The organism is Mesorhizobium sp. B2-5-4 (assembly GCF_006441095.1).
GTDB classification, from domain to species: domain Bacteria; phylum Pseudomonadota; class Alphaproteobacteria; order Rhizobiales; family Rhizobiaceae; genus Mesorhizobium; species Mesorhizobium salmacidum.
The window spans coordinates 67,803-80,465 of the sequence record NZ_VFUR01000001.1 but is presented as its reverse complement, the minus strand read 5'-3'; the positions used below and the strand labels follow the sequence as shown (position 1 = coordinate 80,465).

10 protein-coding genes are annotated in these 12,663 nt (G+C 60.5%); 2 read left to right on the top strand and 8 right to left on the bottom strand.

The window, feature by feature from the left end:
• Window positions 1-56 precede the first annotated feature (56 nt).
• From FJ492_RS00360 to FJ492_RS00325, 8 genes are all read right to left on the bottom strand, one after another.
• A complete protein-coding gene (locus FJ492_RS00360; protein ID WP_140767990.1) occupies window positions 57-524 on the bottom strand; it encodes a hypothetical protein in 468 nt (155 codons plus the stop codon).
• A 109-nt stretch (window positions 525-633) separates the two neighbouring features.
• Complete coding sequence (locus FJ492_RS00355; protein WP_281408065.1) at window positions 634-2,322, bottom strand: alpha/beta fold hydrolase; 1,689 nt, start codon at window positions 2,320-2,322, stop codon at window positions 634-636.
• Between the two features lie 59 nt (window positions 2,323-2,381).
• The gene (locus FJ492_RS00350) at window positions 2,382-4,295 is read right to left on the bottom strand and encodes a glycoside hydrolase family 2 protein (protein ID WP_140767986.1); all 1,914 of its coding nucleotides are present in this window, start codon (window positions 4,293-4,295) and stop codon (window positions 2,382-2,384) included.
• A gap of 638 nt (window positions 4,296-4,933) precedes the next feature.
• Window positions 4,934-5,929, bottom strand: a complete 996-nt coding sequence (locus FJ492_RS00345) for a DUF1839 family protein (RefSeq protein WP_140767984.1) — start codon at window positions 5,927-5,929, stop codon at window positions 4,934-4,936.
• Window position 5,930: 1 nt separating this feature from the next.
• Window positions 5,931-6,854 carry an amino acid--[acyl-carrier-protein] ligase gene (locus FJ492_RS00340; protein WP_140752855.1) on the bottom strand — a complete coding sequence of 308 codons (924 nt, stop codon included), beginning with the start codon at window positions 6,852-6,854 and terminating at the stop codon, window positions 5,931-5,933.
• A gap of 1 nt (window position 6,855) precedes the next feature.
• Window positions 6,856-8,061 (bottom strand): acyl-CoA dehydrogenase family protein, encoded by a 1,206-nt coding sequence (locus FJ492_RS00335; RefSeq protein WP_140767981.1) that lies wholly within the window; start codon window positions 8,059-8,061, stop codon window positions 6,856-6,858.
• A gap of 2 nt (window positions 8,062-8,063) precedes the next feature.
• On the bottom strand, window positions 8,064-8,345 hold the full coding sequence (locus FJ492_RS00330; RefSeq protein ID WP_348641894.1) for an acyl carrier protein: 282 nt from the start codon (window positions 8,343-8,345) through the stop codon (window positions 8,064-8,066).
• 98 nt (window positions 8,346-8,443) lie between these two features.
• Window positions 8,444-9,820, bottom strand: a complete 1,377-nt coding sequence (locus tag FJ492_RS00325) for an oligosaccharide flippase family protein (protein ID WP_181166549.1) — start codon at window positions 9,818-9,820, stop codon at window positions 8,444-8,446.
• A 202-nt stretch (window positions 9,821-10,022) separates the two neighbouring features.
• Between FJ492_RS00325 and FJ492_RS00320 the strand changes: the two genes are divergently transcribed.
• On the top strand, window positions 10,023-11,333 hold the full coding sequence (locus tag FJ492_RS00320) for a GNAT family N-acetyltransferase (protein WP_140767977.1): 1,311 nt from the start codon (window positions 10,023-10,025) through the stop codon (window positions 11,331-11,333).
• Complete coding sequence (locus tag FJ492_RS00315; RefSeq protein WP_181166164.1) at window positions 11,330-12,646, top strand: glycosyltransferase; 1,317 nt, start codon at window positions 11,330-11,332, stop codon at window positions 12,644-12,646. Before FJ492_RS00320 ends, FJ492_RS00315 begins: the two co-directional genes overlap by 4 nt.
• Window positions 12,647-12,663 lie beyond the last annotated feature (17 nt).

The window sequence follows — 12,663 nt, the reverse complement described above, 5'->3', positions numbered from 1 at the left end:
ATCGGGAAGGCGCCGGTCAGGGCGAGGTCTCAGTCCGGGATCTGACTGACATCTGGTCAGCGACGGATATGCTCCCAAGGAGAGGCCTCATGCGGTTCCTCAATCGTGCCGTAGTCCGTGGAAGCACCCTTCGAAAATCCACGTCCGACATAGGCTGAGCTTGCAATTTTAGCTTGTCCGTTGCTTGAAGATTGCATCAGTTCGGCCACGCTGGCGTGCAGTTCGGCGAGCTCGGCATGAATGCTGTGGATGGTTTCAGCGGTATTCTCATCCTGGTCTTGGAATATCTCGTTGTCATGAGGAAAGTAGTCCAGTTCCAGTGGATCAAGGAGCCGTAGTCTGGCAGGCGAGCCGGCAAAATCGTCATCCCCGTAGATCACGCCGGTCTGTGAAGCCGCTATATTGCCGCTCCTCTTGGGCAGCAAATTGGTGATCAAGGACAGCAATCTCAATTTTTTCTCGCTCGACGGTGGCAAATCTGAGTTTTCACCCGGCCTGACGGCTGTGTTTCGCGCGTTGGACATTCCGCGATATCCATGAAGATAAAAAGCCTATCCCAATTGGTATGCCAGTTTGGGAAATAAAGAATTAAAGTGCCGGCTGTCGATTGGCCGTCGAGCAGGCCCCAGGTCCCTACCGCCCATCGGCGGCGGGGCTTAACAACTGTGTGACGTGCTCGACAAGCCGAGAGCGTGCATGGGCCGGCGTCAATGTATGATCGGCGGCATCCAGACGCACGAGAGTGACACCTTGCATGCGCCTCAAACGCTCGCCGTCCGGCCCGAAGTGACGAGCAATTTCATCCAGGCTCCGATCGTTTTCGGCGCTTACCATCAAGACGCGCGTTCCACGCGCGGTCAGATTTTTCATCCAGGTTTCCACGGACTGGCTTCCCGAACCGCGCCTGCGCCAAAAATTGGACGTCGTGGATTTCGACAGTTCCAGGCCGAAGCGCAGGGTGCGCCCGCCAAGTCTCGACAAGAGCGCTTTCAAGCGAGGTGATCTCAAGGCCGTTCCGTGTGAATGCGGCTCAGCCACATCCGCCTCGCCGGCGCCGTCCTCTGGTTTGAGTGAGCCACGCGCATTGTCCCTGACTTTCGACAGTTCCATGTCCAGGGCATATGAACTGTTCCATGCGAAGCACAAAGGATTGACCATGGTCAGCGAGGCAATACGGCGATCGAATCGCGCGGCATGGAACGCCTGATAGGCCCCGGCGCATGTGCCGATCGCGCTGACCTGATCAAATCCATGCTGCTCGAGCCAGTTTATAATACGCAGCATGTCATCGCGGCCACGCTCATCGTAGAGAAACAGCCGCTTCTCGTCCGGCGTCCCGCTCTGGCCGAGGCCCGGCAGATCGACCCTCAGCGAGGCTATGCCATCTCGGGCGAGTGAACGCGCCATGTCGACCGCACCACGTGCCCAACCGATATGCGGTATCGCGCCGGCATTGAGGATAAGGGCGACCTGTCCCTGGGGCTTGGCCTGGGCAGGCATGCACAGCACGCCGCAAATCTCCGGCGCGGGCGCGAGGACCAGTGGCCATTCGTTATATCCACCCTCCGCCAGAAACACTGGCGCGGTGGCCACCGGCTCGTGGGAAGCCGCGCCGACGGGCTTTCGGCGCTCGACTGCCCACCCCACGACCATCTCAAGGGTGGATTGCGGGATGTCGTTGGCGGTCGGGTTGCTCATCAGCCGGGCAAAACCGGCAAATGTCTCGATCCGCACGCTGCCACCGGCCGCGGCCACGCCTTCGGCGAGCGCCGAATGCGACGTGGCGGGTTGTGTCGTCACAAGCAGAATATCCTGGCGCAAGGAACCGGCGAGTTCACGCCACTCAAGCGTCCGCAGATCCGCGATCGTCTCGGCGCTCATCCTGAAGCCGGCGGTTTCGATGCCGTCGAATGGGTCGACCTCAGTGCCGTATGGCGGCAGGGCTGCGTCGATCATTCTAGCCAGGCCTGCCATCTCGCGCACATAGGCCTTGCCCGATATTGGCGGCGCAAGCAGTGCCAGACCGGCAACGTCATCGCGTCCGACTATGGCCGATGGAGCAAGGAGAGCACCGAGACGGAAGCCGATCACCAGCACATCGGTCACGCCGGTTTCGGCTTTCAGTCGCGCTATCGCCGTCTCGATGCTCGACACCCAGGCAGCCACGCGATGGGGCTCCGTGTGATCGCCGGTGGCGTCTCCACAACCTGGATAGTCGAATTGCAGAACCGGTAGACCAGCTTGGGCCAACCGCCTTGCCATCAATGTGAGAAAACGCCGGCTGCAAAGGTCTTCGAAACCGTGCGCGCCCGCTATAACCACGCCCCGGCTGCCCCCTGCGGGATGAACCCAGCCGACAGTCCCTTCGAAGACGATCGGCCTCACGAAATGCCCCTGGCTGCACCCATTTTAGGGAACGGCTCGGTCAGGTCGAAAACAGCAGGTTGCTGCGCATTGAGGGCTGTAACGGTCCCGATAGGCATCGGTGCGCCTGTCAACGCGACCAGCCGCACTGTTTTTTCGCGACCAGGCAACAGATGAAAATAATCCTCTTCGGCCCGATAATGGGGACCGCCGACATGGACATAATACGCGGCTCTGTCGCAGGCGAGCCGAAGTCGCCAGCAATCGCTGCCAGGTTCGATCTTGGCGCGAAGGCCGACATCGCACCGTTTCGTCATGATATTAGGCAGAACATGGAAGGCTTCCGCCAACTGGGTTCCCTGCGAATCCGTAAACTGCCCCACGCTCAACTCATGCGCGACCGGACCGAAGCGATAGGCGTAAGAGATATCGAAGAACGCACCGAACAGCTCGAAGGCCGAAACCGTCACGGCATCATGCGCCGCAACCGCGATCTCGCGTTTGCCTGTGACGACCGGTGTCAAACCATCGCGCAGGCAGGTCAGGGTGAGCCTGCCTTCAACCAAGTTCGGTCCATCATTGATCACATGCACATGGAGGCCGTTCAAGCCTTCATCGCTAAGGATCAGGCGCAGCGGACGGAAGGCCCGCTTCATCGCATGCCAAACCGATTTTGGCCGGCCGGTCGCATCGATCGCGCCCCAGCCGGCGCCGACGGCCAGATCTTTCCAGAACAAGGTCAGTGCACCCGCCGTCGGCGAGGCCGGTCGGCGCCATTCGTCAATCGTGCGCTCCACAACCTCGGCCGTCACGGCACGCGAGAGGTCGAGGTAGCGTGCACCGTCCTGCAGCCTCAACGCACGGGCGTCGACGCCGAAGACGTTTTCCAGATAGTGGTCGCGTACATCCTCGAAATCCCAAGACGCCCCAACGTCCCTCGGCGTCGCGGCTTTCCAGCGTGGGTCATGCACGGGCGCAACGGCCAGGAAGGCGTCCAGCGTCTCCTGATCCGGCACGTTGGCGAAGGCAAGGCACTCGCTGGCGAAGCGGACCTCGGCACGGCGCGCATCCTCCAGCGGCCGGCAATAAGCGCCCACGCCGTAATAATGTACCGGTCCCGCTTCAGCGGTGAAAGACAGGCTGCCGCCATGCGGCGAGGAAGCAACCTGCACGAGATCAGGTCTAATGGCGCCCGCAAGCGGCCTCACCACCGTGTCGAACCATGGCGTCGGGTCCATGGACGCTGGAATTCCCATCATCGACGCCTGCTGGGCGATTTCGCTGCCGCCGCAAATCACAGCAAGCGAAGGCGAGTGCCGCAATCGTCGCAGCAATGTTTCTACCTCCGCCGCCAGCGCAGCGCACCATTCGTCATCCCGGGCGGGATAGTCGAAATTCGCCAGCATCAAATCCTGCCAGACGAGTATGCCGAGTTCGTCACACAGGGCATGAAAGGCGTTGGATTCATAGACGAAGGGGCCGGCGACACGCAGCATGTTGACACCGGCGTCACTTGCCAGGCGCAAGGCGGCGTCCAACGGCGCCGCGCTCCCGTCCAAGGACACTATGTCCGACGGTGTCCAAACCGCGCCGCGACAAAAGACCGGGATGCCGTTGACGATCAGCCGAAAGTCGCGCCCGTCACGGCCGCGATCCAGCTCCAGGCGTCGAAAGCCGACACGTCCGAGGTTTACCTCGTTACTCCCGATGGTAGCGCTGACACCATGAAGATCCGGCGTTCCATGGCTGTGCGGCCACCAAGCCGCAACGTTGGCGATGTCAAGGCGCGCATTCAGCTTCTCGCCATCGCTGGTGAGCGTCGCGGTTTTTCCGGCACAGCTGATAAAGGCGGTTTCGCCGTCGACAAGCGGCGTGAAGAGCGTCAGCTCCACATCGAGCCTGCCTGTAGTCCCTTCGAGATCGGAACGCATGTCGACGCTAGCGACGCGCGAAGCCAAATTCTCGCGCACCAGCAGAACCGGCCGCCATGCGCCGACCACGTCGAAGGCCGGGCACCAGCCCGGCATGTGGCCAAGCAGGGTCGTGCGAACGAGCCGCAAGCGCTGATCGTCAATCATGCGCGCCTTCCAGCGGGCCCGCGGACCCTTGAGGCCGTCCATATAGGCGTCAAGACTGCGAAACGCGATGGCAAGCATTTCGCCGCCTTTCAGCGTCAGCGACGTCTGACACGGCGCGAACATGGAGGTGGAGACAAGGACCAATCGATCGTCGATGTAGATTTCGGCAATCGTCGCAAGGCCTTCGAAGACAAGCCGCACCGGCCCGCTGGCTTCAAGGCGACAGCGATACCAGATGTCCTTGTCGTGCAATGGCATCGGTGCTTGCCGATCCCAAAGGCCGCCCGCCTCGAGCGCCGCCGCCGCGGTACCAGGACATGTGGCGCGCAGCCATGTTGCCGAAGGGTCAGCATCGCCCGGCCCGCGCCATGCACCAGCCGGCGTCAGGGCAAGCTGCCATCCTGCTTCCAGCAACTCAGCTGAATCGGCGACGGAGATCACTGTCGTCATGGATCTGATCCAGGCTACGGCAGCCGAATTCCGCTCGCCGTTCAGGCCGCCTCCGCCAGGGTTGCCATGCGCGCGTCAAGCACGTTGATGATAACATCATAAGCGCTGGCCATCGGTTCCAGCGTCGCCTCAAGGCCATCGAAACGCCCGCGCGCCATAGCCCTGGCGAGTTTGAACTGCATGACCTTGGCGCCTTCGGCGATATCGCCGGCGGCCTTGGCCGCTTGCTCGAAACTCTCGCGGCGATTTTTCCCGAGCCACTCCAAATGGCTGCCGAGAAGCTCGAAATTCGCGCCTAGCTGCCGCAACGTGTTGAAGGAGTAGATATGAAAATACTCCGGCGGGCGGTGGACCAGCATATCGACATGGCGGCCGAACGCAGCAGCGTAGGATCGCAACGGATTGTGCTTCGGGCGGCGTGACAGGTGATGTGAGAGCAGTGTCGCGGCTGCTCGTGCCATGTCTTCCGGCGGCTGCGTGATGCCGAATTTCACGAACTCCGCGTAGGGAAACAGTGGCAACGAGCCCGCGCTCGCAAGGTCCGCGCCGCCGAAGATGCCTTCATAGTCCTCACCACCCAGTGCGAAGACACCATCATTGTGAAAATAGACCATCCGCTGCGTCCGCGGATCGACCTCATTGATACCGATGGTCGTCTTGGAATGGGCCGCGCGATAGGTGATTCCCCTTGTGTCGGGCAGGTAGAAAGCATCGACTTCCACCAGCGGCAGGCGTCCGAGGTCGATCTGCGTCGCAACATGCGTTTCCAGCCGGTCGAAGATCGCCAGTTCCTGGATATCGAGACCCGCAAGCCGCTGCAGATCGGCGATCGGAAACTTGAAGAAGGTGAACTGATCGCCTTCGAAATCCTGGGCAAGGGTAAAGCCGAGCGCGGCCACCGGATCATGGCCGGTCGCATGCATGACTTCAATCAGCAGGTCGACGTAGCAATTTGTCTGCGGCCAGCGTCGTTCGGCGCTGTGCAATTCATGCGGCCTGTAGCCCGCCGGGTCGAGACCGGGGATCACGGCGTTCATGTCAGGCATCCCAGAGAACCGCGCGGACAGCCGGCGGCCAGGCATTAACGTCGGGGCCATGATGACGAAACAGCGCCAGCGCCACCCGTTCCAGGCCGAAGCCGACGCAGGCCGAATGGCACAGGCTGCCATCGGCGAACTTCAATCCCCAGGTCTGGCCGAAATGATCCTGGTGATAGTTGAAACTCAGGCAGGCTGTCGGCTTTTCCTGGCTGCTCACCGGTATCAGCAGCTCGAACTTCAGCCCCTGGTCGCGCTGGTTGTTGGCCAGCATCTTGCCGCCGCGACCGAAGAACGGGTCGTTGGCAAGATCCAGCTCACAAGGCAACTCCAGCGACTCGATCATCGCCTTGCCACGCTCAAGCCAGCTCTGGCGAAACGCATGCACATGATCGGCCGTACCGATGCAGACGAATTCCCGCATTCGGAAAAGCTGCATGCGGGCCGGGTCCTGCGATGGCTCATGCCGGAAACAATAGGATGAGAGTTCAAACAGGAGACCGTCCATCGGAACTGGTCCGCGCGCGGCCACCGTCGGATAAAGCGGATAGCAAGCGGCAGGCGTCAGCGCCAACTCCGTTGGCTGCTGCAGTTCGGTCCAGTCCTGGCCGGCGTCCATCATGCCAAGCAGCTTGGCATGGTCGCGCTCGCCGCCCATGAAGGAGTGCACACACCCGGCAAGCTGCGGAAAGCTTTTCATGTAGCCGCTTTTTTCCAGCGTCGCGCGGCTCATGCCAGGCGGAAAGTGGATACGGGTAGGCTTGTCGACCGCGCCGAGGCGCGTGACCAGGCGCTCGAAACGTTCGATGACTTCCTCGAACATGCCGGAGCGGCCATAGAGGCCGTCGACGCCGGTCTCAAACAGGATGCCGTTATCGAACAGCTTGTCGAGCAGGTCCTTTGAGGTGAATGTCCCGGTATCCATCTCAACCTCCCAGCCTGGCATCGAAGCGGCTCATCAGAAGCAGCGTCGACGTGTTCGCATGAATGCGGTCGTTCGAGATCATCACTGTAGCGGAGGTGATGTCGCGCAGATGCCGGCCGACGCTGAACGGCGTGCCGTTCTTATAGCCAAGGATGCCGCAGATCAGCATTGCGAGCCGCACGATTTCGCCCGCCTTTTCGCTCGCGGCCACCTTCAGCGCGTTGATTTCAGCGGCAAAGCCTATCGAGGAGAGATCGTCCTCATTGCGTTCGGCGATTTCGAAACGGCGGATGGCGGCAACGAGATGTCCCTTCATCTCCTGCAGCTTGGCGGCTGCCTCCGACAGGCGGAGCGCGCCTGGCGGCGTCAGGTTTGGCTGCTTGCGGGCGGCTTGCTTGACGAAGGCCTGGGCACGCGCGAAGGCATCGGCCGCAATGCCAAACCATGTCGCTGCCCAGTAGATGTGCGAACTCGCCAGCATTGATTGGGCAGCGATCTCCGAAAACGGCTTGGTGAATATCTGCGCGGCATCGCCGGTTGCGGTCAGCAGAAAGCCGTCGGAACAGGTGCCGCGCATGCCGAGCGTGTCCCAAACGGATTTGCGCTCCAGCGTGCGGTTGGCGTCGGCGGGTATGACGATCATGGACTGATCGGTGCCGGCTGCGTCCGGTGCCCGGCGCGCTGTGGCCAGGATGGCGTCGGCAAAGGCGCCGTAGGAAATCACGGTCGCGTCCTTGGTCAACGAGAAGCGGCCATCGATGACGTTGAGCGCGCAGATAGAATTGCGAAGATCGCCACCAATGCCCGCCTCGGAGGTAGCGGATGCCATCAGCAGCTGCTCGCTGGCAATGCGACGCATGTAGGCACGATGCCATTCGCTGCCGGTCCCATGGCTGGCCAAGCTCGCAATCTGAATCTGGTGCATGCCATAGATCATCGCGCTGGAACCGCAGGCCTGCGCCAGCTGGACGATCAGGTCGGCAATAGCGGCATGGCCCATTCCCTGGCCGCCGAATTCAATCGGCACAGCCACGCCAAGAAGGCTTTCCTGCTTCAATGCATCGAAGACTTCGTGAGGGAAACGGGCGTCGCGATCGACGGAATCGGCCGCTTTGGCCGCAACCTCGGCAACACGGGCCATGCGCGCCGTGGGGGCGTCACTGTGCATGCCGGCAGGCGCGACGCCAATTGCTTTCGCGACATTCATGGTCAGACTGCCTGCTTCGCAAGTTTGGAGACCGCCTCGGCGATGTTGGCAAGCGAGGCGAATGTGCGCCGTGTCAACATTTCCTCTGGAAATTCGGTGTCGAATTCCTCCTCGATCGCCAGCATGATCTGGACGGAGGCGAACGACGTCATCCCCGCATCATAAAGGTTGTCATGATCGGAGAGTGTTTCGATGTTGAATGAAAGCGCCTCGTTGCGGGCGAAAAGTGCACGAATACGATTGATCATCTGTCCAAGTCTCCCTGTCTGGAAGATACGCTTCAACTCTAGCGGCGCAGTTAATGCGAAATCGTATCCGCGATTATGCTTAACCAACGACTTCCGAATCCATTATAATGCCTATGTTTCACACCGACGCACCATCAGGCATCCAAGGATGCCGACTTGGCGGGCGCAGTGGAAAGGTCACGATCGCGAAGCAACGTGCCCTTTTCACCGCACGTCCGGCCAATGGCGAAGCGGGTGAACCCGATATAGACCACCGTCTGCAGTGACCAGGCGATGGCGCGGGCTATAACGATGCCGAGAGCGCCACGATCTTGCAGAAACCACGTTGCGATGATGAATGTCAGCGCCCATCCAGCCGTGATCGAAAGTCCGGTCCACATGTAACCGGAGGACACCGGGACCTGTCCGAGCGGCAGGGCAGCGGCGATGATGGCGGCCGCGAGCACCACGATCATGAAAATCGGCCAGTGCTGGGCGGGATCGAGCTTGAACAGCACAAGGAACCAGTTTCCGAACGTCATCATGACCACGACGAAGCCTATGGCTATGGCTATATTGGTGCCGATGCCCATGCCAAGCACGTTGATCACACGCCGGCGGTCGGCCTCGCCAAAGCCGGTCGACAGCATCGGGATAACCACTTGCACCACGATCTGCGGCACGAACAGCAGCAGCGTCTCCAACTGCATGGCAATGAAGTACAGGCCGACCTGGGCAAGACCGTCGGGATTGTTGACCACCATCGCCGTGCAGATCCAGTTCACCGGCTCGTACAGAAGGCTGGCAAGCAGCGCCGGCACCGCATAGCGTGTAACCAGCCGCCACTGCGAAAATGCCTCCCGGAACGCAATCTCAATACCGCGCCGGCGAAGCGCTGCCACTACGGCCGGATAGGCGATGAGGCATCCACCCAGATAAGCGCAGCCCAAGGCGATAAAGCTGCCCGAGAGGCCGTAAAAGTAAAGCCCGACAGGCACCAGCGCGATCATCAATCCACCAAAGATCACGTTGAGGCGAGCGATGGTCCTGAAGGCCTGGATACCGCTCAGGATGGCCGTCTGGACCGTGTTCATCGCGTTGACCACAATCGCAGGCGCGATGATCTGGAGATAGGAAGCGAGTTCCGGTTGCTTCAGCAGCCGACCGGCGATCTCATGCGCGAACAGGAAAATCATCAGGCCGATCAATGCCGCGGCGCCACCGGTGAGGAGGAATGCCATGCCGGCCAGGCGGCCCGCCGTGGCGGGGTCGTTTATCGAGTAGGCGGCGATATTGCGCGTCGCCATCAGGCTCACACCGGCGGATGCCAGCAGGCTGCTCGACATCAGTGTGCCGTAGGTCACTCCGAATTTGCCGACGAATTCAATGCCGAACCAGTGTGAAATCAAAATGGTGGTGATCATCGGCGTCAGCCGAACGATCACCGTTCCAAAGGTCGACCAGAGCAGCCCGGCGCTGAATACCCGAATGTCTGCGGATCGACCGATCAATGTTCTGAGCGACGCAATCAATTCTCGTCCTGTCGATTGGATAATTCTCGCCGACTGCTAACAGGAATGTATGAGCTAAGCGATTACCGCCGAGGCGACCGGTTCGAAAGGTTAACGAACTCTCTGCGCTTGCCTTTCCGCCGCCCGAGAAAACGCGATCCATGGGGTATGAAGAACATCTGTCTGAGGTATTGTAGAGGATTGCTAGACCATTCCTTAAGTCGTGCGGGATAAAGTAGTTTGGAACCTGGCATGCATACCCAACAGTTTTCTCAACGCAGATTGCCAGCAGCCGGCGCCAAGGGTCGCGAGAATGAACTCACGGTTGAACACGGCAGCCGATGGAGAGGCACAGGCTGTCTGGTCCGACAGACCTTGTGGTCGTTTCGAGGTCGCGGCTTTTACCAACCCTTCGGATATCGAGCGCGAATGGCGCCAACTCGAGTCGACCGGCGTGGCAACGATCTTTCAGCGCTATGATTGGGTCGATGCCTACGCCCGGCATGTGCTGCCAAAGGAGAAAGCCACGCCAGCCATAGTATTGGGGCGGCTCGACGGCAATCCGGCCTTCATCCTCCCGCTGGCGACCTCGACGTTCGGACCCGTTCGCGTCGCGACCTGGATCGGCGGAAACCACTCCAGCTACAATTTCGGCCTGTGGAGCCACGAAGCCGCGGCGGTCATGGCCAGCATGAGGCGCACCCAGATTGAAGCCATGTTGCGCGCCGCGCTCGATGGAGTGGACTATGCGGTGCTCAGGAGAATGCCCAGGATCCATGACGACATGGCTCAGCCGCTCGCCGCGCTGTCGCGCAGCCCATCGCATACGGAAGGCTACTCCTTCGCTCTTGCCGGGGGATTTGCGGCTGTGCTGCAGAAAAGAAACGGCGGTTCGCGCCAACGCAAAATCCAATCGAAAGAGCGTAAAATGCGAGAGGCAGGCGTGCTGGAATATGGCACGGTTCGGTCTCTCGAGCGCGGCAATGCCGCTCTCGACTTCTTTTTCGAGCAGAAAGCCTTGCGCCTTGCCGAACAAGGCCAGCTCAACAGCTTTGGTGCTCCAGGGGTGACGGATTTCTTCCGCGACCTTCTCGATCGCTCCCGGCACATGAGCGAGCCGTTGCTGGAAATGGCGGAGCTTCGGGTGGGCGGCAAGATCTGCGCCGTCATCGGTTCGGCGATACATCGCAAGCGGGTCAACGTATATTTCATGACCTTCGCCAGGGATGAATTGGCGCCACAAAGTCCGGGCCAAGTGCTGACTTTCAGGCAAATCGCGGAGTGCTGCGAACGCGGCATGGCCGCCTATGACCTGGGCGTCGGCTTCGAAGACTTCAAGACCCATTGGTGTGACGTCATCCATGAACTGGATGATGCCTATGTGCCGCTCACATCACGCGGCAATGCCGCTATCGCGGCGATCCAGCTTGGTCGGGCAGCGACGGATCAACTGCGTCGAAACCCATTTCTGTGGCAGCGCCTTAAATGGTTGAGGGCATATTTGGCGCGCCATGCATTCGCAGGAAACAGATGACAGTCTTGGCCTCGAAACAATCCATCGCGACCGCTGACGTGAAATCGCCACAGCAAAGTCCGCTGGCTGGAGTCCGCGTCCTGTTCGTGGCGCCAGACGACTACCCGGCATTCCGTGTCGATCTGGTGGAACTGTTTTCAAACCATCTGGTTGGCCGTGGGCTGAAGATTGACTGGAGCCTGCGGCCTTACGCGGATGGTCCCAAACGTGTCGACGTGCGCGGCGCCGAGCGGTTCTATATCGCTCGTCGCCAGATGACGGAGAAATTCGGTTCGCTCCGTTATATGATGGCGGAAACCCGGCTTCGCCTGAAGCTGGCCTGGCGGGCAATGTGTGGCGAATATAACCTGATACAGATACGCGATCAGCCGCTGTGGGGCATCGTGTACGGCATCGCGGCCAGGATCTCCGGTACGCCCTTCGTGTTCTGGATGAGCTATCCCGTGCTGGAAGCGCGCATGCGTATCGCGCTTCACAATCTCGTGCCCATGAGCCTGCCGGCCCGATTTGTTCGACTTGCCTATGCTGTTATCGGCAGCGCCCTCTTCTACCGGATCGTGCTGCCGCTGTCGGACCATGTCATTGTCCAATCGAAAAGGATGCTTGAGCGCGTTGCCGAACGAGGCATACCGACGAAGAAGATGACGCCGGTACCGATGGGGGTCACGGTTGAGCGCTATAATCCCGCGTCGATCCCTGCCACTGACGACCCGCGGCTCATCGGCAAAAAGAGCATGGCTTATATGTGCGCCGATGTTCTGAACCTGACCACCCGCCTGACATTCGAGGCATTGGCCCTGCTGGTAGCCAACGGTTACGACACAGTGCTGGTGATCATTGGGGCCGTTGCGGCGCACGAGCGTGAACAACTTGCCTCTCAACTCGACAGGCTCGGCCTGTCCGAGAGGGTGATCTTTACCGGACGTCTTCCCCTGGTCGAGGCGCTGGGCTGGGTAAAGCGTGTCGACGTCTGCCTGTCACCGTTCGAGATGGATGCGGCCCAGCAGGTAGCCACGCCCACAAAGCTGGTTGAATATATGGCCATGGGACGGCCGATCGTTGCCACCGTCCACTACGATCAGAGCGAGGTGGTCAACCGCAGCGGCGCCGGTATCGTCACGGCATTTTCGGGCGAAGCAATCGCGGAAGGTGTCGCGCGATTGTTCGACGACCCGGACAAGGCCCGGACGATGGCCGCCAAAGGGCCCGTGTGGGTCAAGGCCAACCGTGACTACGCCCGTCTGGCAGACGAAGTTGAGCGCGTCTATACCAGCCTGCTTGCCCGACAGTGGTCGCGGGAGTTGAGGCTCTAACTCTTGTTTTTACATAA